Raw genomic sequence first — 23,632 nt, 5'->3', positions numbered from 1 at the left:
TACTGACAACAGAGGTTATTGTGTTATGCCTGCACCGATTCGTTATGTACAGGACAGTGCGAATTTCCCTGATTCCGCCGATGTGGTGGTGATTGGCGCCGGTATTGCCGGTGCCGCAGCCACCTGGGAGCTGGCAAAGCAGGGAGTGAAGGTTGTGCTGATTGAGAAAGGCCTGGTAGGGGCAGAGCAGTCAAGCCGCAACTGGGGCTGGTGTCGACAGCAGAACCGCGATGAGCGCGAACTGCCGCTGATTATTTATGCGCTGCAACGCTGGGGTGAGCTAAATGATGAAACTGGCGAAGAGCTTGGGTTCCGGCGCAGTGGTCTGGTCTACGCCACGCAGGAAGAGTCGGACATTGCGGCCTGGGACAAGTGGATCCAGATGGCAAAGGGCTATGGCGTAAACAGTTCGATTCTCACGGCGGAGCAGGCCAAAGCAATGACGCCGGGCAGCACCACTCCGTGGCGGGGCGGTCTCTCAGCGCCGACCGACGGCCACGCCGAACCGCGCCTCGCTGCGCCTGGGCTGGTGGCGGGCGCGCTGAAAAAAGGCGCAATGCTGTTTCAGCAGTGTGCGGTGCGCGGGCTGGATATCGCTGGCGGCCGTGTCAGCGGCGTCTGGACCGAACGCGGTCTGATCAAAACCAGCCGGGTTATCTGTGCCGGCGGAGCGTGGACCTCGATGTTCTGCCGTCGTCATGGCATTGATCTGCCGCTGGGCAACGTTATTGGCACCGCTTTCCGTACTCAGCCTATCGAGCAGGCGATCGCCATGCCGCTCTACACGCCGGGCTTTGCCTGCCGGCCGCAGATGGATGGCAGTTACACCGTCTCCGTCTCGGGTCGCGGGCGTCTGGAGCCAGGCGCTCAGGGGCTGCGTTACGCTCGTCAGTTCTATCCCACATTCAAAAGTCGCCGCAAGAATCTCACCCTGAACCTTGGGCTGTCGCCGTTCTTCAACGGCCCGGAGGCGATGGGTGGCTGGGCATTTGACCGCGAGTCACCGTTTGAGCGCATGCGCATTCTCGATCCGGCCGCCGATGCAAAAATCGTGGAAGAGGGGCTGGCGGCGATGCGGCGTGAATACCCGGCGCTGGCGAACCTCCGGCTGGCGCAGTCGTGGGGCGGCATGATCGACAGTACCCCGGACGCAATTCCGGTGATCTCTACCGTGGCGAAACTGCCGGGGCTGGTGCTGTCTGCAGGGTACAGCGCCCACGGCTTCGGTATCGGACCGGGAGCCGGTCGACTGGCGGCGGATCTTGCCACCGAAGCCACCCCTATCGTTGATCCAACGCCGTACCGCTACAGCCGTCTGGTGGACGGCAGCGGACTTGAAACACCAGGCATGATGTAAGGAGAGCTTTAATGAGCCTGACAATACGCGCAATGACGCCAGACGATCTTAACCCGTGCTTCAGCATGACGCAGGCACTGAAATGGCCCCACCGACGCGAAGACTGGGCGCTGGCGCTGCAGCTGGGCGAGGGCACAGTGATTGAAGAGCAGGGCAGGCTGATCGGCAGTGCCGTGCTCTGGCGCTGGGGCGACAGTGCCGCCACGCTGGGTCTGGTGATTGTCGATAACCAGCAGCAGGGGCGTGGCCTCGGCAAACAGCTGATGCTGGCGCAACTGGAAAAAGTACCGGATTACAACGTGCGTCTGCACGCCACTGAAATGGGCAAAGGCTTGTATGAAAAGCTCGGGTTTGTCAGCTGTGGTGAGATTCGTCAGCACCAGACCCGTGAAGTCACCACGCTGCCAGACGTTGTGATCCCGGCGGGATGCCAGCTGCGCCCGGCGACACTGGCCGATCACAGCACGCTGGTGACGCTGGATCAGCAGGCACACGGTATGCATCGCCCGGCGCTTATTGCGCATTTACTGCGCGACTGTCAGACGGTGATTTTAGAGGACGCATCACAGCAGATTCAGGGCTTCGCCAGCCTGCGCCGCTTTGGGCACGGCTGGGCAATTGGCCCGGTAATCGCCGCTGACTTTGCGATCGCGCAGGCGCTGGTCGCCTCGCTGATGCAGTCGTTACAGGGTGAATTCCTGCGAATCGACACCGACGCCGCGCTGCCGATGGCTGCCTGGCTAACCTCTCTCGGTATTCCTCAGGTCGATGCGCCCACCACAATGGTGCGCGGCATGCCCTGGACACCGCAGGGTATGCAGGCGTTTGGATTGATGACGCAGGCGATGGCCTGATGCATATCGTCTATAAATCGGAGCCTGAACGTGGGCGGATCTGGCAGCGCTGGCTGGCAGAACATGCACCTGACATTCACCTGCATATCTGGCCAGAGACCGGTGAACCAGACCAGGTTGAGGCGCTGGTTGCCTGGCAGCCTCCGGCAGACATTCCGGCGCGGTTTCCACACCTGAAACTGCTCTTCTCGGTGGGTGCCGGCGCCGATCAGTTTGACTTCAGTGCGCTGCCGCCCGACCTGCCAGTAATCAGGATGATCGAACCGGGTCTGACGCAGGGCATGGTGGAATATGTCACCTTTGCGGTGCTCGGGCTGCATCGTGATATGCCGCGCTATTTTCATCAGCAGCGCCAGCAGCAGTGGCTGGCGCACGTGGCATTACCCGCCTCGCAGCGGCGGGTCGGCGTGATGGGGCTGGGCGAACTGGGTCAGGCCGCGTTAGTGCAACTGGTGGCGCTGGGTTTTGACTGCGCAGGCTGGAGCCGCACACCACGCCACTTTCCTGGCGTACGCTGCTGGCACGGCGCTGATCAGCTCGCTGACTTCCTGGCCCACAGCGAAATTCTGATCTGCCTGCTGCCGCTGACCGACACGACGCGGGGTTTGCTGAACCACAGCCTGTTTAATCAGTTACCCCAGGGCGCGGCGCTGGTGCAGGCCGGTCGCGGCCCGCAACTGAACCATGACGATCTGCTCAAAGCGCTGGAGAGCGGTCAGCTCCGTGCTGCCGTGATTGATGTCACCGATCCGGAGCCGTTACCTCAGGGCCATCCGTTCTGGCACCATCCCGCCATCTGGCTCACCCCACACATCGCCAGCCAGACGCAGAATGAGAGCGCCATTGCGGCACTGCTGGAAAACCTGCGGCGCTACCAGCGTGGCGAACCGCTGCACGGTGAAATTGACCGTTCGCGAGGATATTAAGATGGAACATTTAGTGGCACTGCGCCGCGATCTGCATGCGCACCCGGAGCTGGGCTTTCAGGAGCAACGCACCAGCGAGATGGTGGCGAATTTCCTGCAACAGCTGGGCATGGAGGTGCATCGCGGCATCGGTAAAACCGGCGTGGTCGGGATACTGAAAAAGGGCAGCAGTGACCGCATGATCGGCCTGCGCGCCGATATGGATGCGTTGCCGATGCAGGATCAGAGCGGCACAGAGTGGCAAAGCCAGGCAGAGCAGGTGAGTCACGCCTGCGGCCATGACGGTCATACTGTGATGCTGCTGGGGGCCGCCGAAAAACTGGCGCGCGACGTCAGCTTTGACGGCAGCGTCTGCTTTATCTTTCAGCCTGCCGAAGAGGGGCAGGCGGGCGCAAAGGCGATGATCGAGGATGGCCTTTTCAGCCGCTTTCCCTGTGAGGCGGTCTACGCCATTCATAACTGGCCTGAACTGCCCCTCGGTCAGGTGCAGACCCGGCCCGGCGCCATCATGGCGGCAGCCGACCGCTTTGATATTCGGGTGCTGGGTGGCGGCGGTCACGCTGCGCAGCCTCATCTCACATGCGATACGCTTCTTGCGACCAGTGAGCTGGTGGTGCAGCTGAATACCCTGGTTTCACGCGCACTCGACCCATGCGAAACCGCGCTGCTCACCGTTACCCGAATGCAGGGTGGCTTTTCACACAACATGATCCCGGCAGAGGCGAACATCACCGGCACGGTGCGCACCTTCAGCCCGACTGCACAGGATACGATTGAAGCGCGTTTGCGCCAGATGGCGGCGCACATCACCGCCGCCCACGGCCTGCAGGCAGAGGTCAGCTATCGGCGCTACTACCCGGCGACGATCAACAGCGCAACGGAAGCGCAGCTTTCCCTTGAGGCGCTAAAGCAGGCGGGCATCCCGGCTGACCTCGCACCACAGCCCGCGCTGACCTCAGAAGATTTTGCTTTTATGCTGCAGGCGCGCCCCGGTGCCTATCTGTGGCTGGGATCGGCACCCTGCAAGCCGCTGCACCATGCCGCTTACGACTTCAATGATGCGCTGATCCCGCATGGCATTAACGTTTTTGTCGCCCTGATTCGTCAGGCGCTGGCAGAGAAATTTCCCTGCTGAATGCAGCGGGATTTTGACAGGAAATGCCGCTGCCTGGGGAATTACGGCAGCGTAAGAAACCAGCAGGTTGCGATACTTGAGCCAACCGAACGTTACGTGGATGAGGGTTTAAAATGCAGAATGTCATGGCAGAGCAGCAAGCATATTCCGATAACAGCCTGTTACTGGATGCACGTGAGCAGAATGTGCCGCGCGGTGTAGTGACCGCCCATCCGCTGGTGATCGAACGCGCCAGAGGCAGTGAAGTATGGGATGTGGAGGGCAATCGCTATCTCGACTTTGTTGGCGGCATCGGCGTGCTGAACGTCGGCCACAATCACCCTGCGGTGGTCAATGCGGTCACCAGGCAGTTGGGTCTGGTTTCTCACGCCTGTTTTCAGGTGGTGGCCTATCCGGGCTACATTGAACTGGCACAGCGGCTGAACAAACTGGTCGGCGGCGATGAGGCATTCAAAAGCGTCTTCTTCACCAGCGGCGCCGAAGCCGTGGAAAATGCGGTGAAGATTGCCCGCTCGCACACCCAGCGGCCTGGCATCATCGCGTTTGATGGTGCGTTTCATGGGCGTACCTTATTGGGCGTCACCCTGACCGGTATGTCCGCGCCTTACAAACAGAACTTTGGTCCGTTCCCTGGCGACATCTATCGTCTGCCATTCCCGAACCCGCTGCACGGCATCACCGAAGCGGACTGCCTGAAGGCGATGGATCAGCTCTTCGCCGTGCAGATACTGCCTGAGCGTGTGGCTGCGATTATCATCGAGCCGGTACAGGGCGATGGCGGCTTCCTGCCAGCCGGACCGGCCTTTATGCAGGCTCTGCGTCGTATCACCAGCCAGCACGGCATTCTGCTGATCTGTGATGAAGTGCAATCCGGCTTTGGGCGCACCGGTACCATGTTTGCCTTCCAGCAGTTGGGGATCAAACCAGATTTAATTACCCTGGCGAAAAGCCTCGGCGGCGGTCTGCCGATTTCCGGTGTGGTTGGCCGTGCAGAGATCATGGATGCGCCAACGCCAGGCGGGTTAGGCGGCACCTACGGCGGCAACGCACTGGGCTGTGCGGCGGCGCTGGCGGTACTGGATCTGTTTGAACATGAGAACCTGTTGCAGCGGTCCTGTCAGCTCGGCGAACAGCTCAACGCCCGTCTGCGACAGCTGGCGGACAAATATGCCTGCATTGGTGATGTGCGCGGCGTGGGCTTTATGCAGGCGGTGGAAATTCTCGACTTCGAAACGGGGCGTCCCGATGCGGCGCTTACCCAGAAGATCCTCGACAGCGCCTGCCAGGAAGGATTGCTGCTGATCAAATGCGGCCTGCATCGCAACACCATCCGTTTCCTGGCGCCGCTGGTCACGACCGACTCACAACTGGAAGAGGCATTGCATATCTTTGATATTGCGCTGGCCCGCGCCACGGGCCGGTTGGGTTAAATCTGCATTCCTCATTGATTTTATTAGAATAATTTGAAAGCCTCCCGCTGGTATAACCACTGCGAAGCGCTGGCGCGTTTACGGTAAAGCGTGTTATATCTTCGGGAGGTTCTGAACATTTGATTAAGCGCCTGGCCCAACAGGCTCTGACAATGAGGGGGGTGCTATGAACGGCTTAATGAAACTTGACCGCATCGACATCAACATCCTGGTGCAACTCCAGAAAGATGGCCGTATCAGCAACGTTAACCTCGCCGACGCCGTCGGTCTCTCGCCCAGTCCCTGTCTGCAACGGGTCAAACGTCTGGAACAGGCTGGTTTTATCACCGGTTATGAAGCGCACATTAATCTCACCCGCATTACCGATTCGGTGACCGTCTTTACCGAAGTCACCCTGTCAGGCCATCGCCGCGAAGATTTTATGAAGTTCGAAAGTGCGATGCGCGACGTCGATGAGCTGATGGAGTGCCATCTGATCACCGGCGGCTATGACTATTTGCTGCGCTTTATTACCCGCAGCATTGAACATTATCAGGAAGTGATTGAGAAGATGCTGGATGCGCAGATCGGCATTGATAAGTACTTCAGCTATATCGTGATTAAATCCCCGATCATGAAAAGCAGCGTGCCGTTACGATCGCTCATCGGGAAGCACACTGTGGAGTTCGGCGTATAAATGTCTGCCCGGCGTTGCCTCTCTCCTGCGTCCACCGGAGAGAGGGCCGTCACACCCATCCCGCTTTTTGGCTGCCTGCCTGACCCGTTATCCCGTTACCTCTATACCGCTTTAATCTGCCCAATCTTCCCTCAGCATAAAATTTTTTTCCGTTACAAAATTCAGTGGCTGCACCCGGTTTCAGGGCGCGCTACAGCCTCAACCATCGTCCGAACCCTTTTAAAATGATTTCAACCGATACAAGGAGTTGCCATGGACTCATTACAGATTGCTGATCAGCAGTGGCAGCGCGATATGTTCACCATTTCTACCGATCGCCAGCGGCTGGACCTTGCCTGGATCCATATTCAGCTGGCGGAGAAGTCCTACTGGGCCAAAGGTCAGCCGCAGGCCAAAACCACGCGGGCGATTGCCGGTTCGCTGCCGTTTGGTCTTTATCACCAGCAGACTCAGATAGGTTTTGCCCGACTGATCACTGACTACACCCGTTTTGGCTGGCTGTGCGACGTGATCATTGATGAAAACTGGCGCGGTCACGGGCTGGGCAGCTGGCTGGCGACCTGCGTCCGTGAACATCCGGAGCTGCAAACGGTGCACCGCTGGATGCTTTCAACCCAGGATGCCCATCAGGTCTACCAGCGACTCGGCTGGCGTGTTGTGCAGCATCCCGAGACGCTGATGGAATTTCCGCTCTCATAACTCTGGAGTTAACCCGATATGCGATACCGCGTTGGCGTGGATATTGGTGGATCCTTTACTGATTTCGCCGTGCTGGACCAGCAAACGAACCAGATCCATACCCTCAAAGTCCTGTCACGCCCGGACAAACCTGGCAGCGAAATCGAGACCGGGCTGACGCAATTTCAGCAGCATCAGGGCATTGATCCCGCTGAGATTGGCTACTTTACCCACGGCACGACGGTAGGGATTAACGCGGTGATCCAGCGGCGCGGTGTGCGGCTGGCACTGTTTGCTACCGAGGGCTTCTGCGATGTTCTGGAGCTGGCGCGGCTGAAAATTCCGCATATCCATGATCTTTTCTCCCGGCGTGCCGCACCGCTGATTACCCGCGACCGGGTATTTGCCATCCGCGAACGCATTGACGCCCACGGCAATGTGCTGCACGCGCCTGATCGTCAGAGCGTGCTGGACGCCATTGAGCAGGCACGCGCCGCAGGTTGTCAGGGTATTGTCGTGTCGCTGCTGCACAGCTATCGCAACCGGCATAATGAAGCAGCAGTAAAAGCGATTATTGAGGAAGTCGCGCCTGAGCTGCTGACCTCCTGTTCCGCTGACATCTGGCCGATTATTCGTGAATATGAACGCACCATCACCGCCACCATTAATGCCTACGTGCAGCCGATGGTCATTCACTACCTGGAATCCTTTGAGCAGGCGCTGAAACGGCTTGGCGTAAAGCCGCCGCCGCGTATCACCAAATCCAACGGTGGGGTAATGGGCGTCGGGCAGGCGAAACGCGAATGCGTCCAGATGGTGCTCTCGGGCACCGCCTCCGGGGTGATCGGGGCCAGCTATCTGGCCAGCGCCTGCGGTTTTGACAAAATCCTCAGCCTGGATATTGGCGGCACCAGCGCCGACGTAGCGGTGATCATTGACGGCAAAGTGGCGCAGGGCAACGGCGAAATCATCGGCGACTTCCCGATCTTTATTCCTTCTGTCGCCGTCACCTCAGTGGGGCAAGGCGGCGGCTCGCTGGCGTGGATTGACGGGCAGGGCGTATTGCAGATGGGACCAGACAGTGCCGGATCGCTGCCGGGTCCGGTCTGCTTCCAGCGCGGCGGCACACAGCCGACGGCCACCGATGCCTTTGCCGCCTGCGGCATGATGGGCCACGGTGCGTTGGGTTATAACGCCGTGACGGTGGATGTTGCCGCCGCCCGGGCGGCCTGGCAGCCCCTGGCCGATGCCCTCACTATTTCGGTCGAGGAAACCGCGGAAACCGCTATTCAACTGGCGATCTCCAGCATGTACAGCGACACCAGTGGCCTGCTGTCCCGCTTTGGCCTCGACCCACGTGAATTCTGGTTCCTCGCCTTTGGCGGAGCGGGCCCGATGATGGGCTGTTTTCTTGCCCGCGAACTGAACATGAAAGGGGTGATTGTTCCGCCTACGCCAGGCGTGCTCTCCGCATTAGGCGGACTGGTAGCGGACATCCGCAACGATTTTATCCGCACACTCTACGGCGACCTGACGCCTGCGCTGGCTGACACATTAGCCAGTGAAGCCGAAGCCTTGCAGCAGCGCGCCTGCAACTGGCTGACGCAGGAGCACGGCAGCGACATGCCCTATAGCCTGCAGTTCAGCGCGGATATGCGCTATCACGGACAGTCGTTTGAAATCGACGTGCCGCTGGAGGCGAGCTGGCTGACGCAGGCAGATTTCACTGCGCTGCATGACGCCTTTGATCGCCAGCATCAGCAGCTGTTTGGTCACAGTGACCCGCAGGCACCGGTGCAGTTGATTAACCTGCGGCTGGTGATCGCCTCACCCACGCCAAAACCGGTGATTAACCGGCTCGCAACGGCGACAGAACCGGTGCCAGTGCTGAAACAGACCGATGCATGGATCGACGGCGCATGGCATCAGGTGGATGTGGTGCTGCGAACCGTATTGCTTGCCGGCCATCAGTTACGGGGTCCGGTCATCATTGCGCAGAACGATTGCACCACCTGCGTGCCGCCCGGTATGGGCGTGACGGTCGATTCCTTTGGTAACCTGCTGATCACGGCGAACGAGGCATAACATGGCGATTGATGGACGTAACTTACAAATCCTGGCGAACTACTGCGCCGCTGCTGCTGATGCGATGGCCTTTACCCTGATGCGTACCGCGCACTCCACCTTTGTTAAAGAGACGGAGGATTTCTCCTGCCAGATTGTCAGCCGCACCGGACTGGCGTTTGCCTCGCCGCGCAGTTTTGGCGCACCCTGGTACAGCGGCATCGACTATGCGCCAGTACTGGCACTGATTGACGATTACGCCGACGGCGATATCTGCATTACTAATGACGCCTACGCCGGCAATGTGGCGACGCACTCGCCCGATATCCACATCTGGAAGCCGGTGTTTTACAAGGGCGAAATTGTCTGCTTCGTGGTGGGGCACATTCATAACACCGACGTCGGCGGCGCGGTGCCCGCCTCACTGTCGCGCTCGCTGACCGATATCGTGCAGGAGGGGATCCGCATCCCGCCACTGAAAATCATGCGGCAGGGGCAGCTCAATGAAGAGGTCGCCAGCATCATGCGGCTCAACGTGCGGGTGCCGGACCAGAACTGGGGTGATTTCAAAGCACAGCTGGCTTCAGTTAACGTCGGTGAGCGTAAAATCCACGACATTATCGCCCGTTTTGGTATCGACGATTTTTTACAGGGCATAGAAGGGATTCTCGATTACGCCGAAGCACAGGCCCGCAGCATTATCAGCACCATTCCCGATGGGGAGTATTTTTATGCCGACTACGCCGATGAAGATGGCGAGGGCGGTTATCCCTGCCGTATCGCCATTACACTGCGGGTGCAGGGCGATCAGCTGGAGCTGGACTACACCGGCAGCGACCCGCAGCTGGCCTCGTCACTGAACATGCCGACCGGCGGCCGTGAACGGCATCCGCTGGCGCTGGTGGGCGTCACTTATGTGCTCTCCACACTGGATCGTTCGCTGCTGCTGAACGCGGGAACACTGCGACCGACCCGGGCGATCCTGCCGCCGGGTACGGTGATGAATTGTGAAGCACCGGCGGCGGTGGGGATGCGCTCGCTGACCTGTGCACTGTCGCAGATTGCGACAATCGGCGTCTTCTCGCTGGCGATGCCGGACCGTCTTCCCGCCAATTCACCGGGCGGTAATTCAATCATGAACATCCGCACGCAGACGCATAACCGCAGCGTGGTTGCTTCTCTGGGTCCAGTGGGTGGTGGCGCGGGCGGTACGCCGCGTCATGACGGGCCTGACGGCTCTGGCGGGCTGTCTGCCTTCCTGAAAAACACGCCCATTGAGATCAACGAAGCGGAAGTCCCGATCCGTTTTCATCGTTACGGGCTGGCTCAGGACAGCGCCGGCCCAGGTCGCTATCGCGGCGGCTTAGCGACCGAAATGGCATTTGAGATTTTCTCGCCCAACACCACGATTACCGCGCGCAACCGTAACCGGTCGGTGTTTGCCTCGGCGGGCTTGGTGGGCGGGCAGAACGGGGCGCTCTCTTACTTCTGCACCCGGCGCAATGGCGAGGTTATCAATCACGGCAACACAGACGTAATCCACTGCCAGCCGGGTGACGTGGTCGAAGTGCGGGGCCCTGGCGCGGGCGGTTATGGCCTGCCGTCACAGCGCGAGACTGAGGCGGTCATGCAGGATGTGCGCTGTGGTTATCTCAGCGTCGCAGCAGCCCGGGCGCAGTATGGCGTAGTGATCGTTGATGACGGTGTGGATGAGTCAGCCACAGCGCGCCTTCGCGCCGCGATGCCGCAACGCGCTGCGCAGCATTTTGAGCACGGCGAGGCACGGAATCGCTTTGAAACGCTCTGGACCCCTCAGCGTTACCAGTTGCTGACCGCTTTTCTGGCAGGCGCACCGGTCAGCTGGCGTCATTTCCTGAAAACCCAGGTATTCCGGGCGGTAGCGGAGATAGGCGAAACGGCGGATATGAATCAAATATTCAGTGATTTGCATCAGCGATACCCGGCCATGGCGAACAATTAACGGAGAGTGCGCATCGTCGACTACGCTTTAAGTCTGCATGGACTATGAAGGCAACGCGACGATGAGCATGAAAACCAGTGATTTTTTTGTCCAGCGCCTGAAAGAGTGGGGCGTCACACGCATCTACGGCTATCCAGGTGACGGGATTAACGGCGTGCTGGGAGCTATCCAGCGCGCTAACGCTAAAGGTGACGGCATCGAATTTATTCAGGTGCGGCACGAGGAGATGGCGGCCTTTATGGCGGCCGGGCACGCGAAGTTTACTGGGGAGCTGGGCGTCTGTCTCTCAACTGGCGGGCCGGGCGCAACCCATCTGCTGACCGGGCTTTATGACGCCAAAATGGACCATGCGCCGGTGCTGGCGATTGCCGGACAGGCAGAAGCGACTGCGCGTGGAGCCAGTTATCAGCAGGAGATGAACCTGGACCGCATCTTCTCGGACGTCGCTAACTTCGTTCAGGAAGCTTCGACCCCGACACAGGTGCGCCATCTGCTGGATCGTGGCGTGCGCATTGCCAAAGCGCAAAACGGCGTGGCGGTGATCATCATCCCTAAAGATATTCAGGATGAAGAGTGGCAGCCGCCGCAGCATCTGCATGGCTTCACCCATTCCGGCAGCGGCTATCAGCGTCCCAAAGTTATCCCCTACGAAGCGGACCTGCAACGCGCTGCCGACGTGCTTAACGCCGGTAAAAAAGTGGCGATTCTCATCGGTGCGGGCGCACGCAACGCCGCCGTTGAGGTGGTGCAGGTTGCCAATGTGCTGGGTGCCGGAGTAGCAAAAGCGCTGCTGGGCAAAGATGTGCTGCCGGACGACGCGCCGTTTGTTACCGGCTCGATTGGCCTGCTCGGCACGAAACCTTCATCCGATTTAATGCAAAACTGCGACACCCTGCTGATGATTGGCAGCGGCTTCCCGTGGACGGAATTTCTGCCGGAAGAGGGCAAGGCGCGTGCGGTGCAGATAGACATCGATCCCGCCATGCTGGGCCTGCGCTATCCCAGCGAAGTGAACCTGCATGGCGATGCGGCAGAAACGCTGCGCGCGCTGCTGCCGCTGCTGGAGCATAAAGCGGATCGCAGCTGGCAGGAGGATATTGCGGTTCAGGTACGTGACTGGTGGACGCTGATGGAAGAGCGTGCCATGGCACCGGCTAATCCGGTCAATCCGCAGCGGGTAGTGTGGGAGATGTCACCTCAGTTACCGGACAACGCCATTGTCACCTCGGATTCCGGCTCCTGCGCCAACTGGTTTGCCCGCGACTATCGGGTGAAGCAGGGACAGCGCGCGTCACTCTCCGGCGGTCTGGCCTGTATGGGCGCGGCGGTGCCTTACGCGATTGCCGCGAAATTTGCTCACCCGGAAAAACCGGTGGTGGCGCTGGTGGGAGACGGTGCGATGCAGATGAACAACATGGCCGAGCTGATCACTATTCAGAAATACTGGCAGCAGTGGGCCGATCCGCGCCTGATTGTCTGCGTGTTCAACAATCAGGATCTGAATCAGGTCACCTGGGAGCAGCGCGTGATGGAGGGTAACCCTCGCTTCGACGCGTCACAACAGCTGCCGGATGTGAAGTACGCTGAGTTTGCGCAGTCGCTGGGAATGGTCGGTATTTTTGTCGACAATCCTGACGATCTGGCAGGTGCCTGGCAGCGTGCGCTCAGCGCCGATCGCCCGGTATTACTGGAGGTGAAAACCGATCCGGAAGTCGCGCCATTACCGCCACACATCACCTTTAAGCAGGCGAAAGCCTTTATGGCGTCGATGGTGAAGGGCGATCGCGGCGCAGCGCAAATCATCAGCGACACCGCCAGTCAGCTGTTTCATAAAAAGCATTAAGGGCTAAGTGGGGCGGTCGCGTCTCACTAACCTTTATTCCCGGATGCCCTCGCGTCCGGGTCTTAAACCCCTTCATCATTCTCAACGGGAGTCTTGTTATGACTGCTCATTCCAGCCCTGTCTGGTTAATCTCGGGATGTTCGACCGGTTTTGGTCGTGAACTGGCGCAGCAGACCATCGCGCGTGGCTTTAAGGTGGTTGTGACGGCGCGTGATACCGCGTCCATTGCCGATCTGGTTGAGGGACACGACAACGCACTGGCGGTAGCGCTGGATGTGACGCAGCAGTTGAGTATTGACCAGGCCGTCAGTGCGGCCCTGGACACGTTCGGCACCATTGATGTGCTGGTAAACAACGCCGGTTACGGTTATCAGAGCTCGGTGGAAGAGGGTGTGGAAAGCGAAATCCGCGCGCAGTTTGATGCCAACGTTTTCGGTCTGTTTGCCCTGACCCGCGCCGTGCTGCCCGCAATGAGAAAGGCGCGCAGCGGCCACGTGATCAACATTACCTCAGTGGCAGGCTTAATCGGTTTTGCCAGCTCAGGCTACTACTCTGCCAGCAAACATGCGGTGGAAGGCTGGTCCGATTCGCTGGCGCTGGAAGCCGGTCCGCTGGGCATTCACGTGACCTGTGTTGAGCCAGGTCCGTTCCGCACCGACTGGGCCGGACGCTCACTGCATCAGACGCCGAGCACGCTGCCAGACTATGCGGAGACCGCCGCCGCGCGGATGAAAGCGACCTCCGAATACAGCGGCACTCAGAAGGGTGATCCGGCGCGGGCCGCCGCGGCGATGATTGCTATTACCGAGCATGAAAACCCGCCACGTCATCTGGTGATGGGGGCCTGGGGCCATGACGCCGTGACAGGTAAGCTCAAAGAGCGTCTGGCTGAGATAGACGCGTGGAAACAGACGTCGGTGGAGACGGATTTTCCGGAATAGAGGTGAATTGTGGGTGGCGGGAAGCCGCCTGCGGGTGAACCAGAAGCTATTAAAATACGAAAGGCCCGTTTATCGGGCCTTTGAGTGCTAATCGGGAATCTTTGCTTCCTGCATGTCGCGCGCATTCAGTTCTTTCAGCTTGCGGCGCAACAGGGCAGATGACGAACGTTTTCTCGCCTGAGCTAACTGAGCTTTAATGGCGGGCAGATCGGGCCGGGCCAGCCACTCTGCAATCAAAAGTGCCCTTAACTCTTTATATCGGGTTTCAACCGGAGCCAAAGGGGTTGTTTCATCGTGTGTATCATAAAACGACATAGCAAGCTCTCCCTGTAGTCACTACTTTATAAGCCTGGAAACAGTCCGGGATTAAAGGTTGCGGCGCTTTCTTCGGCAACCCTGTTCGGCGATTGTAGCGTAGTTCATTTTTTAACCCAAGCATGGCGTCGTAGATCTCTTCCAGAGGAGTCGGACGATTGCGTTCAACGATCTCGCCAGACGCAGGCTGGAAAACAAAACCGCCGATAGAGAAGCTTTCATGGTGTGCCATTAACGCAAGTACTACACTTTTTAAAACGACTGCACTACCTAATCCGGGAATGCTGATGTGGCGAAAATCGCTCATGCACTCCAGACCATCGAACACGTCAAAACAGACCTCAGCCAGCCCGTTAACAGGAAAGGAGATACCGGGTGGCATCCGATATCCGATGCGGGTAAAGGTCTGTTCATCTATCCGGTCGCCAACGATGACAGTGTAAGTTTCGCTGCCGCCAACAAAAACGTAGCTGTGATAAATCTGGCGGTCATAAATAAATCTTTTTCGTCTGATTTCGTAGTTTTCGAGATAAATATCTTCTTCAATACGCACTTCTCATCCCTGCCGTAACATATGAATCCCTGAAACTCGATTTTTCAGTTCCTGCTCAGCACCGTCAAACATCCATGGTAAAAGTGAGGTTATTCATTCCAGCATTTCAGCCGCTGTTGCGCATTAACAACACCGTTCTGTAAGCCAGCCCACAAACCATTCACCTGGCACGCACCCTTATTGCGCAGCCCTGCGCCATCACTGTGCTGAAAAAATAAACAGCGACCCGCTTCTGACACCATAAGAATTCGATCTTGTATCCCAGCCCGTATTCCACCTCGCATCCCTGACCCAGCCCCTTGAGTTCGCGGCTATCTGGCACGCTTCATGCACTAGCTCATGGGTACACTTTTGGCGAGGTAACCCATGTTTGACTCCTTATTAGACGACGATGCCACCACGATGGCCGCTCTGATCCGCAACGGGGAAGTATCAGCCTGCGAACTGACCGCTGCGGCGCTGGCGAGGATGGAACAGCGTGAACCGACGGTGCAGGCCTTTTGCACCCCGACACCCGAGCTTGCGATGGCACAGGCTAAAGCCATAGATGACCGACGTGCGCGGGGAGAAACACTGGGCGCGCTGGCAGGCGTGCCGCTGGCGGTAAAAGATCTCATCTGCACCGCAAACGTCCGCACTACCTCCGGTTCAGCAGCTTACAAAGAGTTCATACCGGAAGATGACGACATCACGGTGGAACGGCTACTGGCCGCCGACGCCATTCTGCTGGGTAAAACCACCGCGCCGGAGTTCGGCTACAGCGGCGTCGGGCACAATCCGCTTTTTCCGTCGCCACGTAATCCCTGGAATCTGGCGATGACGCCGGGCGGTTCCAGCGCGGGTTCCGGGGCGGCGGTGGCGGCACGCCTTTGCCCGATTACACTGGGCAGCGATGGCGGCGGGTCAGTGCGTATTCCGGCGGCGCACTGCGGCATTTTTGGCTTCAAGGCGTCGATGGGGCGGGTGCCGTTATGGCCTGGCTGTCGTGATGAACGCTATCCCGGCGTCTCAAGCTGGGAGTCGCTGGAGCATATCGGGCCGATGACGCGCAGCGTGCGCGATGCCGCTCTGATGATGTCACTGATGGCAGGACCGGATATGCGTGACCGCCACTCCATCCCCTGCAGCGACGTTGACTGGCTGGGTGCACCGGAACATCTTCCGGGCAAATTGCGCATCGCATTCAGCGCAGATTTTGGCTATGTGGCCGTTGACCCGGAAGTTCGCGCAGTGGTCAGCGCGGCGGTGCATCGATTTGCTGCTGAAATCGGTGCGGAACTGGAGCTGGCCGATCCTGGCTTCCCGGATCCGGCTGCCGCTTTTGGCGCACTGGTGGCGATGGAAAGTGATCTCACCGGCATGCGCCAGATGATGGCGGAGCAGGGCAGCACAATGTCACCGCATCTGGTCGCTATGTTACAGCGCGACTGGCGGGCAGAGAACTTTACCGATGCCATCGCCACCCGCAAAGCGGTCAGCAACAGCCTGTGGCGCTTCATGCAGCGCTTTGATCTGTTGATCACGCCGACACTGGCCGTACCGCCGTTTCCGCTGGGAATGCAGGGACCAGAGATCATTGATAGTCGCATGGTTCGCAACGATCACTGGCTCTCATTCTGCTTCCCGTTCAATTTCACCGGCCAGCCCGCCGCGTCAGTGCCTGCAGGTTTCACCGCCAGCGGCCTGCCGGTCGGTATGCAGATTGTTGGTCGTCATCTTGATGATGCTTTAGTGCTGGCTGCCAGTGCCGCTTTCGAGCGCATTCAGCCGTGGAATCACCTTCAACCCGGAATCGCCCAATGAAAACGTCTGACACACCTGCGCTGGAGCAGGAATTTGAACATGAGCCGGTGCCGCTGACGCATCGTCATTCAACCCGCTCTGTTTCAGCGGTCTGGTTTGGATTCCCGATGATCCTCACCAATGCGCTGTTTGGCGGCATCATTACCTGGCATCTGGGCTTCTGGCCCGCGCTGATCGCCATCCTGCTGGGCAACCTGGTGCTGTTCGCCTATGTCGGCGCGCTGAGCTGGTACGCCGGTAACAGCGGGATGAACTTTGCTTTACAGGCCAGACGCACCTTTGGCAGCAAAGGCTACATCCTGGTCTCGGGTTTTCTCTCGACGGTGGTGATCGGCTGGTATGCCTTCCAGACCGGCCTTACCGGCACGGTGATTAATCAGACCTTCGGCTGGAATGCGCTGGCGGTGACGGCCTTTGCCATGATCCTCTACACCGGCATCACGTTCCTGGGCGTGCGGGCGCTGTCCGTGCTGGGGATGATCGCCGCGCCGCTGTTTGTGGTGCTCGGGATGGTGGCACTGTGGCTGATCAGCAAACAGCACGACTTCTCCGTGGTGACGCAGTGGAAAGGCAGCGCCAGCGCCGCCGGCGCAATGAGCATGGGCACCGCCGTCACCATGGTGGTGGCCGGTTTTGCCGACTCCGGCACCATGACCGCTGACTTTACCCGCTGGTCGAAGAATGGACGCTCAGCGGTCATCGCTGCCTTCTCCGCTTTTCCGGTTGCGAACGTCATCTCGTATCTGTTCGGCGTGGTAATTGTAGCCGTGGGCGCGGCGGTGGATCCGCTGACCAATGGCGGTAACTTCCTGCCGATGCTGATGGGGCACAGTGCCATCCTGTCGGTGGTGGCCTGCCTGTTTGTCTTTATCAATCTGGGATCGGTCTGCACACACTGCCTCTACAACGGCGCAGTGGGTTTCAGTCATCTGTTCAGCAGCAAAATGCGTCTGTGGACGCTGATCCTCGGCGCCATTGGTGGCGCGCTGGCACTGGCGGGCGTCTGGTCTTACTTCCTGGAGTGGCTCAGCCTGCTCGGGATCGTGGTGCCACCATTTGGTGCTGTGATGATTGTGGATTTGATCTTTATGGCGCGCATCAGTGAGCAGCGTCCGGCTCAGCGATTCCGTGGTACAGCGTTTGCCGCCTGGGCAATAGGTAGCCTGTGTGCGGTGATCGCTCATGTGGCTTTCCCGCAGTTCGGTGAAGCAGTGATTGGTCTGGTGACCGCCGCCATCAGCTACAGCGTGATCTGCCGCGCCCGGTAATGGAGAACAGCAATGCCCGATTACAGCGTTAATTCAACCCCTTACGCCTGGCCTTTTGACGGCAGTTTCACCCCGGCTGACACGGCGTTAATTGTGATTGATATGCAGACCGACTTCTGTGGCGTCGGCGGCTATGTCGATAGCATGGGCTATGACGTCAGCCTGACCCGCGCACCCATCGCCCCGTTGCAGCAGGTACTGGCCGCGATGCGCGCCCGGCAGTTTCCGATTATCCATACCCGTGAAGGGCATCGGCCCGACCTCAGCGATTTGCCCGCCAATAAACGGTGGCGTTCGAGACGGATGAATGCCGGCATTGGCGATGTCGGACCGTGCGGCCGCATTCTGGTACGCGGCGAGCCAGGCTGGGAGATTATTCCGGAGCTGACCCCGTTGCCGGATGAGGTCGTGATTGATAAGCCAGGTAAGGGGTCATTTTACGCCACCGATCTGGAGCTGATACTGCGCAGTCGCGGCATACGTAATCTGATTCTCACCGGTATAACCACCGATGTCTGCGTTCATACCACGCTACGTGAAGCCAACGATCGCGGTTTCGAGTGTCTGGTGTTATCTGATTGCTGTGCCGCAACGGAGCGGCGTCATCATGAGGCGGCGCTGAGTATGATCCATATGCAGGGCGGCATCTTTGGCGCGGTTGCCACCTCTGCCGCACTGCTGGACAGCCTGGGCAGTTAGTCTTTCTGGCGGATAACCTGAGCGTACAAATTGCTCAGGCTATCCCGTCAGGCGATGATACCGACTGTCTGGCGCAGCTCTCTTAATCAGCGTCTCAGGTCGGGCACCGCCTGACTGAACAGATAGCCCTGGAGCTGATTACAGCCTGCATCCGCCAGTGCAGACATCTGCCCCTGTGTTTCCACGCCTTCTGCTGTGACCACCAGGCCCATGGGCTGACCCAGCTTCATCATCGATTCAATACTTGCTACTGAATTTTCCGCTACGCCGGGCGGGATAGTCCGACCGCTCGCTTGGGCCATTGAGGTAAATCTGCCGTATCATCGCGCATTTCCTGCCAACTTCGCTGCGATGGTTCATACTCATGGGCGCTAAATGTGTTACGAACGGATAGCCGTGCAGACAACGGTTACTGAGTTTGTCACTTCGCTGACAGCCTGAGGTTGCCAGCTGACTATAAGGGAAAATAATGCCATTGTTATTCGGTGAGTTATCTGGTTTCCCGTCATGGGTGCCTGTTGTATTACTCGTCTCGCTTTCGTTTATCGTGGGCTTCCTGGCCCGGCTTATCCTGCTGGCCTTTATCCGCTACTGGCAGAGTCGCGACAGAAAGCTGTTCAAATCCCTTGAGAAGCACCTTAGCGGGTCCATGTTCTTTTTCGTACCGCTATTAATGATCAATGTCGGGATTAACTACATTAACTTTCACCCTGAGTCGCTTGAGTTAATCACTAACATCATCAACGTCTTTATTATTATGTCATTCTGTTCGGTCCTGATACGGCTGACCAATGTGGCGCAGGATATGCTCTATATCCGCTATGACATTAATATTTCGAATAATCTTCGTGCACGAAAAATTCGTACGCAGATTATCTATGTCAAAAAAGTGGTTATTGTCATCCTGGTACTGTTCTGCATTTCACTGATACTGCTGAGCTTTCCTGGCGTCCGTAAATTCGGCACCACTATTCTGGCCGGTGCAGGTGTTGCCGGTATCATTATTGGTTTCGCCTTACAGAAGTCGCTGGTTAATCTGTTTGCCGGTATTCAGATCGCCTTTACCCAGCCTATCAAAATTGATGACGCGGTGGTGGTGGAAAAAGAGTGGGGCTGGATTGAGGAGATCAACCTGACCTATGTGGTGGTGCGCATCTGGGATTTGCGCCGTCTGGTGCTGCCAATTACTTACTTCACTGAGAATCCGTTTCAGAACTGGACGCGTAATAATGCCCAGATTTTAGGATCGGTATTTCTCTACGTGGATTACTCCATGCCGCTGGAGCCGCTGCGCAGGCAGTTTGAAAAAGTCCTGAGTGAAACCAAACTCTGGGATGGGGAAACGTCTGTACTTCAGGTGACGGATACCACCGAAAAAACCATGACCATCAGGATGCTGATGACTGCCCAGAACTCGCCAATCGCTTTTGATCTGCGCTGTTACGTCAGGGAAAAGATGATTGAGTTTATTCAGCAGAATTACCCGGAAAGCCTGCCACAGGTGAGGGCGTCACTGACGGATAGCGGGGGTGAAAAGTCAGCAAGGGAAATAGCTGAATAGCGGGTTTTGAGGTGCGGAACGGCGTTTACTGTTGCAAACAGGCGTCAACGCGTAAAGCCTTAAACAGGCCATACCGACAGGGGGGCTTGTCGGTGCCGCCCGATGCCAGCGTATCGACCACCCTGGCGCCTGAGTCCGCAGAGGTGACAAAGAGCACGGCCACCATCGCCATGGCAATAAAGGAGAGCAGCGAGCTGAAGGGGAGGTGCTCAGGGAAGTTGAACAGTGCCAGCGTCTGATCGCTCACGATCGTCTGCGGCAGGTCAGTGGCACCCTGCTGCACAATCAGCCAGATTGCGCTGTTGCCGAAAAAAGTCATCCAGCGCAGCGTAGCGACCGTTGCCGTGGTGGTGGCCACCCACAATCTGGCGTTTGGGTACTGACCGGCGTGCTGATTGCGTCGCTGAACTTTGCCACCAAAGTGGCCTGCTTTATGGCGGTCTCCTCGGTGCTGAAGGGCGAGACACGCACCTATACCGTAACCGGGCAGGTCTTCTTTGCCTCGGCTGACCGGTTTATCCATCACTTCGATTTCCACGAGGCGCTGGATCGCGTGGTCATCGACGTGTCGCTCGCCCATTTCTGGGACATCACGTCGGTCAGCGTGCTGAACCGCATCGTGATTAAGTTCCGCCGCAAAGGTGCCGAGGTGGACGTCAGAGGCATGAACGGGGCGATCCGCACTCTCGTTGACCGCTTTGGTGTGCATGACAAACCCGAAGAAGTTGAAAAGCTGATGGGCAGCCGCTAAACCGGATGTGCCGCTAGCCCTGATGCACGTGCTGGAAAAAAGATCCTCCCGCAGGTTCCGGACTGAATGAAAAAGCAGGCCTGTTAATGATTTTTCATTTGCATAATCGGCTGCTTACAAAATTAAGTAACGCGTTGACCTCGTATTCTTATTCTGGAAAACAAGAAGGCTGAAATGCCCTTTTTCCCCTGTCCTTCCGGTAATACCTTTCCAGGTAAAAACACAAAGCTTAATAAAACCTTAAGATCTGAAGGCTATTTCTCTCTATTTATTCAGTTAACATGCTATTCCGTCTCATGTCTTTTAATTTGTACAATAAAATCAGAAGCCTGCGGAATAGGTTATCGCTTTTTTTCAGCAGAGCCTTTCAGGTTAGAGTCTGAATGATAACCTGGTGGATTATCAGGGTCTTAATTTACACGGCCAGATACAAATATTAAGGGAGGTGATCTGCATCAATAAATATCATTATTTAAGGGCGGGTGATGAAAGTGGCTCTAATAAATATCGTCGCTATGCCGATATGTAACGTAACCCTGAGGAAATGTCAGTCTCAGGTACTTTTCAACACCAGGATTATTAAAATGAATATTATAAAAAAAGTGTCAAAATTCAATATAGGCAGGAAACTTACTCTGGGGTTTTTGCTGGTTATACTGGCGTCACTGGCTATATCAGTCCTTGCTGCCCTCTGTTTTTTAAAAATCCAGGATAACTCGGAAAAGCGCGACGTCACGGTACAAATGGTTGATGCACTGGCGAAAGCGAGGCTGAACCGCACGCTATTTCAGTACACCCGCAACACTAAATTCATCGAACTCAACGGTGAGGCGATGAATCAGTTGTCTGCTTTGTACAAAAATCTTGAGAAATATTCCTGGTCAACAGGCGGTCGTGAAAAGCTTTCTGCGCTCAATACTGCTCTGGCTCAGTATCAGGAAAAGCGTCAGCACTTTCTCGCAAGCAACCACAGTGCAGCCCTTTCTCTGAATGATATTCAGGCTCTCGGACTGACGTCAGTGGCGGAAAAACTGGCTGCCCGACAGGCTTATGTCCCGGCAGACCTTACTGCACCCCTGCTGGCTCTCAGCCTCAAAACTGAACAGGCTGCATTTTATGTTCAGGCGTTCATGCATGGGCCAGATGCTTCCACACTGAATAAGTTTAACGAAATCAAAGACGGTTTTTCACCACTCGTCAGTCAGCTTAGTGGTCTCGCTGACACCTCACTCGGTGCGCTTCTGGCCGATGTGGCGCAAAAAACCACCTCAGGCACCACGCTGTTAAATAATTATCTCCAGTCAGTGCAGGTCGAAAAACGCGCCTCAGATGAAATGACCGCAGCTGCGGGAAAACTGAATCAGTCAATCACTGACCTGGCGTTCTTTCAGTCTGAACAGGCTCAGAAATACATGCATACCGCACTGTGGCAGATTGGTTTTGCCACCCTTGTCTGTATCACTCTCAGTCTCCTGATTGCCTGGAGAATGACCCGCAGCATCACCGTTCCGCTGAGAGAGACGCTTTCTTCGGCACAGCGTATCGCTGAAGGTGACCTGACCGCCGAAATAACCAGTTCCCGTACTGATGAGCTTGGCGAACTGATGACTGCCATGGGTGCCATGAACCAGAGCCTGCGTAACATCATCTCCCGGGTCCGGGATGGGGTGAATAACGTCGCCCGCGCCTCGTCTGAGATTGCAGCAGGAAATACCGACCTCTCATCGCGCACAGAACAGCAGTCGGCTGCCGTGGTTGAGACGGCTGCCAGCATGGAGGAATTAACCTCCACCGTTAAGTTGAATGCGGAGAACGCCCATCACGCCAGTCAGCTGGCCACGGAGGCATCGCACAATGCCAGCTGCGGCGGGGAAATCATCAGTGAGGTGATAACCACAATGGGCGGAATAAGTCAGAGCTCAGGCAAAATCGGCGAAATCATCACCGTTATTAACGGTATCGCTTTCCAGACGAATATTCTGGCGTTGAATGCGGCAGTAGAGGCCGCGCGCGCAGGTGAGCAGGGCCGGGGCTTTGCCGTTGTGGCAGGCGAAGTGCGCAATCTTGCACAGCGCAGTTCACTGGCCGCAAAAGAGATAGAAGTGCTGATTCGGGAATCACTGGACAGAGTGAGTAACGGTACTGAGCTGGTAAACCGCGCCGGCGTGACAATGGAGGGTATCGTCAGGTCCGTGACGCAGGTAAGGGACATCATGGGTGAAATTGCCGCTGCATCAGACGAACAGAATCGCGGCATTACCCAGATTGCACAGGCCATGACGGAAATGGATAGTACAACCCAGCAAAACGCTGCGCTGGTTGAGGAGTCTTCTGCTGCGGCCAGCAGTCTCGAAGAACAGGCGCTTGAGCTTGAAAAAACCGTTGCCGTTTTCCGTGTGCCGTCTTCTGGGGCGTTTACACCCAGGGCGCAGACCACCAGGCGCAACGTACAACCCTCAGTATCCCTGATGGCGTCGAAAGCAAACTGGGAAACCTTCTGATCATCGTTGTCCTGCATTCTGAGGGGCCGCCCGACGTCGTTTCTGGCATCCGGTGGTCTCCTTTCGGGTTTATGTCATCGGAGGTGGTAAATGTGTGACGATAACGCCGTTAATGCACTGCATGTTCACATTGGTAAGGCGGTGGAAGCTCTTTTTTATGATGGCGAGCCAGTCACCCGTGCAAAAGTCATTGCCCAACTATGTCTGTTGTTAGATGAAGAACCTGACTGCATCCTGCAAAACGAAATAGCAGGCGCAGTCAGCCTGCTCACTTACCCGTTCGCCACAAAATGAGA

Annotated in this window: 19 protein-coding genes and 3 pseudogenes; 18 read left to right on the top strand and 4 right to left on the bottom strand. The window is 57.3% G+C overall.

What is annotated here, in order from left to right:
- Nucleotides 1–25: 25 nt before the first annotated feature.
- From Q7C21_RS00635 to Q7C21_RS00585, 11 genes are all read left to right on the top strand, one after another.
- Nucleotides 26–1,357, top strand: a complete 1,332-nt coding sequence (locus Q7C21_RS00635) for an FAD-binding oxidoreductase (RefSeq protein WP_003852381.1) — start codon at nucleotides 26–28, stop codon at nucleotides 1,355–1,357.
- A gap of 11 nt (nucleotides 1,358–1,368) precedes the next feature.
- Nucleotides 1,369–2,211: a GNAT family N-acetyltransferase gene (locus Q7C21_RS00630; RefSeq protein WP_039659904.1), complete on the top strand. Its 843-nt coding sequence runs from the start codon at nucleotides 1,369–1,371 to the stop codon at nucleotides 2,209–2,211.
- The gene (locus Q7C21_RS00625) at nucleotides 2,211–3,137 is read left to right on the top strand and encodes a glyoxylate/hydroxypyruvate reductase A (protein ID WP_039659905.1); all 927 of its coding nucleotides are present in this window, start codon (nucleotides 2,211–2,213) and stop codon (nucleotides 3,135–3,137) included. The genes Q7C21_RS00630 and Q7C21_RS00625 overlap by 1 nt, the downstream gene beginning before the upstream one ends.
- A gap of 1 nt (nucleotide 3,138) precedes the next feature.
- Nucleotides 3,139–4,272 (top strand): M20 aminoacylase family protein, encoded by a 1,134-nt coding sequence (locus Q7C21_RS00620; RefSeq protein WP_039659907.1) that lies wholly within the window; start codon nucleotides 3,139–3,141, stop codon nucleotides 4,270–4,272.
- A gap of 113 nt (nucleotides 4,273–4,385) precedes the next feature.
- On the top strand, nucleotides 4,386–5,702 hold the full coding sequence (gabT, locus tag Q7C21_RS00615; protein WP_008926920.1) for a 4-aminobutyrate--2-oxoglutarate transaminase: 1,317 nt from the start codon (nucleotides 4,386–4,388) through the stop codon (nucleotides 5,700–5,702).
- A gap of 166 nt (nucleotides 5,703–5,868) precedes the next feature.
- Nucleotides 5,869–6,378, top strand: coding sequence for an Lrp/AsnC family transcriptional regulator (locus Q7C21_RS00610; protein ID WP_003852391.1), 510 nt, complete (start codon nucleotides 5,869–5,871; stop codon nucleotides 6,376–6,378).
- A 252-nt stretch (nucleotides 6,379–6,630) separates the two neighbouring features.
- Nucleotides 6,631–7,077 carry a GNAT family N-acetyltransferase gene (locus Q7C21_RS00605; protein ID WP_003852392.1) on the top strand — a complete coding sequence of 149 codons (447 nt, stop codon included), beginning with the start codon at nucleotides 6,631–6,633 and terminating at the stop codon, nucleotides 7,075–7,077.
- 18 nt (nucleotides 7,078–7,095) lie between these two features.
- Complete coding sequence (locus tag Q7C21_RS00600) at nucleotides 7,096–9,141, top strand: hydantoinase/oxoprolinase family protein (RefSeq protein ID WP_008926919.1); 2,046 nt, start codon at nucleotides 7,096–7,098, stop codon at nucleotides 9,139–9,141.
- Between the two features lies 1 nt (nucleotide 9,142).
- On the top strand, nucleotides 9,143–11,101 hold the full coding sequence (locus tag Q7C21_RS00595; RefSeq protein WP_110411295.1) for a hydantoinase B/oxoprolinase family protein: 1,959 nt from the start codon (nucleotides 9,143–9,145) through the stop codon (nucleotides 11,099–11,101).
- Between the two features lie 61 nt (nucleotides 11,102–11,162).
- Complete coding sequence (locus Q7C21_RS00590; RefSeq protein ID WP_003852397.1) at nucleotides 11,163–12,944, top strand: thiamine pyrophosphate-requiring protein; 1,782 nt, start codon at nucleotides 11,163–11,165, stop codon at nucleotides 12,942–12,944.
- Nucleotides 12,945–13,042: 98 nt separating this feature from the next.
- On the top strand, nucleotides 13,043–13,885 hold the full coding sequence (locus Q7C21_RS00585; RefSeq protein WP_003852399.1) for an oxidoreductase: 843 nt from the start codon (nucleotides 13,043–13,045) through the stop codon (nucleotides 13,883–13,885).
- An 87-nt stretch (nucleotides 13,886–13,972) separates the two neighbouring features.
- On the opposite strand, the gene Q7C21_RS00580 is transcribed toward Q7C21_RS00585, so the two are convergent.
- Nucleotides 13,973–14,200 (bottom strand): hypothetical protein, encoded by a 228-nt coding sequence (locus Q7C21_RS00580; RefSeq protein ID WP_003852400.1) that lies wholly within the window; start codon nucleotides 14,198–14,200, stop codon nucleotides 13,973–13,975.
- The gene (locus Q7C21_RS00575; protein ID WP_003852402.1) at nucleotides 14,187–14,753 is read right to left on the bottom strand and encodes a hypothetical protein; all 567 of its coding nucleotides are present in this window, start codon (nucleotides 14,751–14,753) and stop codon (nucleotides 14,187–14,189) included. The genes Q7C21_RS00580 and Q7C21_RS00575 overlap by 14 nt, the downstream gene beginning before the upstream one ends.
- A gap of 366 nt (nucleotides 14,754–15,119) precedes the next feature.
- Here Q7C21_RS00575 and Q7C21_RS00570 point away from each other — a divergent pair, with 366 nt between their 5' ends.
- From Q7C21_RS00570 to Q7C21_RS00560, 3 genes are read left to right on the top strand one after another with little or no spacing between them, the layout of a single operon-like run.
- Entirely contained in the window at nucleotides 15,120–16,556 is a 1,437-nt protein-coding gene (locus tag Q7C21_RS00570; protein WP_375150263.1) for an amidase, read from the top strand.
- Nucleotides 16,553–17,824, top strand: coding sequence for a purine-cytosine permease family protein (locus tag Q7C21_RS00565; protein ID WP_375150262.1), 1,272 nt, complete (start codon nucleotides 16,553–16,555; stop codon nucleotides 17,822–17,824). Before Q7C21_RS00570 ends, Q7C21_RS00565 begins: the two co-directional genes overlap by 4 nt.
- Nucleotides 17,825–17,836: 12 nt before the next feature.
- Entirely contained in the window at nucleotides 17,837–18,523 is a 687-nt protein-coding gene (locus Q7C21_RS00560) for a cysteine hydrolase family protein (protein ID WP_182629492.1), read from the top strand.
- A gap of 86 nt (nucleotides 18,524–18,609) precedes the next feature.
- On the opposite strand, the pseudogene Q7C21_RS00555 reads toward Q7C21_RS00560, so the two are convergent.
- Nucleotides 18,610–18,792, bottom strand: a pseudogene (locus Q7C21_RS00555) (EAL domain-containing protein); the annotation flags it as partial.
- 200 nt (nucleotides 18,793–18,992) lie between these two features.
- Between Q7C21_RS00555 and Q7C21_RS00550 the strand changes: the two are divergent.
- Complete coding sequence (locus tag Q7C21_RS00550) at nucleotides 18,993–20,084, top strand: mechanosensitive ion channel family protein (RefSeq protein ID WP_003852412.1); 1,092 nt, start codon at nucleotides 18,993–18,995, stop codon at nucleotides 20,082–20,084.
- Nucleotides 20,085–20,139: 55 nt separating this feature from the next.
- On the opposite strand, the pseudogene Q7C21_RS00545 reads toward Q7C21_RS00550, so the two are convergent.
- Nucleotides 20,140–20,415, bottom strand: a pseudogene (locus Q7C21_RS00545) (BCCT family transporter); the annotation flags it as partial.
- Here Q7C21_RS00545 and Q7C21_RS00540 point away from each other — a divergent pair.
- The 3 genes and pseudogenes from Q7C21_RS00540 to Q7C21_RS00530 all read left to right on the top strand — a co-directional run.
- Nucleotides 20,414–20,835 (top strand): annotated as a pseudogene (locus tag Q7C21_RS00540) (STAS domain-containing protein); the annotation flags it as partial. The pseudogenes Q7C21_RS00545 and Q7C21_RS00540 sit on opposite strands and share 2 nt — an antisense overlap.
- 584 nt (nucleotides 20,836–21,419) lie before the next feature.
- A complete protein-coding gene (locus Q7C21_RS00535) occupies nucleotides 21,420–23,336 on the top strand; it encodes a methyl-accepting chemotaxis protein (protein ID WP_375150261.1) in 1,917 nt (638 codons plus the stop codon).
- Nucleotides 23,337–23,426: 90 nt separating this feature from the next.
- Complete coding sequence (locus Q7C21_RS00530) at nucleotides 23,427–23,630, top strand: hypothetical protein (protein ID WP_003852422.1); 204 nt, start codon at nucleotides 23,427–23,429, stop codon at nucleotides 23,628–23,630.
- Nucleotides 23,631–23,632: the final 2 nt, after the last annotated feature.

The organism is Pantoea sp. ANP04 (assembly GCF_041982285.1).
GTDB lineage: Bacteria > Pseudomonadota > Gammaproteobacteria > Enterobacterales > Enterobacteriaceae > Pantoea > Pantoea eucalypti.
Note: the sequence above shows the minus strand (reverse complement) of the source record. Positions and strands in the feature narration are given on the sequence as shown.

Excerpts from the sequence above, each read along its gene's own strand:
- Q7C21_RS00635 (WP_003852381.1), top strand. The coding sequence starts at position 26 with ATGCCTGCACCGATTCGTTATGTACAGGACAGTGCGAATTTCCCTGAT.
- Q7C21_RS00630 (WP_039659904.1), top strand. The coding sequence starts at position 1,369 with ATGAGCCTGACAATACGCGCAATGACGCCAGACGATCTTAACCCGTGC.
- Q7C21_RS00625 (WP_039659905.1), top strand. The coding sequence starts at position 2,211 with ATGCATATCGTCTATAAATCGGAGCCTGAACGTGGGCGGATCTGGCAG.
- Q7C21_RS00620 (WP_039659907.1), top strand. The coding sequence starts at position 3,139 with ATGGAACATTTAGTGGCACTGCGCCGCGATCTGCATGCGCACCCGGAG.
- gabT (WP_008926920.1), top strand. The coding sequence starts at position 4,386 with ATGCAGAATGTCATGGCAGAGCAGCAAGCATATTCCGATAACAGCCTG.
- Q7C21_RS00610 (WP_003852391.1), top strand. The coding sequence starts at position 5,869 with ATGAACGGCTTAATGAAACTTGACCGCATCGACATCAACATCCTGGTG.
- Q7C21_RS00605 (WP_003852392.1), top strand. The coding sequence starts at position 6,631 with ATGGACTCATTACAGATTGCTGATCAGCAGTGGCAGCGCGATATGTTC.
- Q7C21_RS00600 (WP_008926919.1), top strand. The coding sequence starts at position 7,096 with ATGCGATACCGCGTTGGCGTGGATATTGGTGGATCCTTTACTGATTTC.
- Q7C21_RS00595 (WP_110411295.1), top strand. The coding sequence starts at position 9,143 with ATGGCGATTGATGGACGTAACTTACAAATCCTGGCGAACTACTGCGCC.
- Q7C21_RS00590 (WP_003852397.1), top strand. The coding sequence starts at position 11,163 with ATGAGCATGAAAACCAGTGATTTTTTTGTCCAGCGCCTGAAAGAGTGG.
- Q7C21_RS00585 (WP_003852399.1), top strand. The coding sequence starts at position 13,043 with ATGACTGCTCATTCCAGCCCTGTCTGGTTAATCTCGGGATGTTCGACC.
- Q7C21_RS00580 (WP_003852400.1), bottom strand. The coding sequence starts at position 14,200 with ATGTCGTTTTATGATACACACGATGAAACAACCCCTTTGGCTCCGGTT.
- Q7C21_RS00570 (WP_375150263.1), top strand. The coding sequence starts at position 15,120 with ATGTTTGACTCCTTATTAGACGACGATGCCACCACGATGGCCGCTCTG.
- Q7C21_RS00565 (WP_375150262.1), top strand. The coding sequence starts at position 16,553 with ATGAAAACGTCTGACACACCTGCGCTGGAGCAGGAATTTGAACATGAG.
- Q7C21_RS00560 (WP_182629492.1), top strand. The coding sequence starts at position 17,837 with ATGCCCGATTACAGCGTTAATTCAACCCCTTACGCCTGGCCTTTTGAC.
- Q7C21_RS00550 (WP_003852412.1), top strand. The coding sequence starts at position 18,993 with ATGCCATTGTTATTCGGTGAGTTATCTGGTTTCCCGTCATGGGTGCCT.
- Q7C21_RS00535 (WP_375150261.1), top strand. The coding sequence starts at position 21,420 with ATGAATATTATAAAAAAAGTGTCAAAATTCAATATAGGCAGGAAACTT.
- Q7C21_RS00530 (WP_003852422.1), top strand. The coding sequence starts at position 23,427 with ATGTGTGACGATAACGCCGTTAATGCACTGCATGTTCACATTGGTAAG.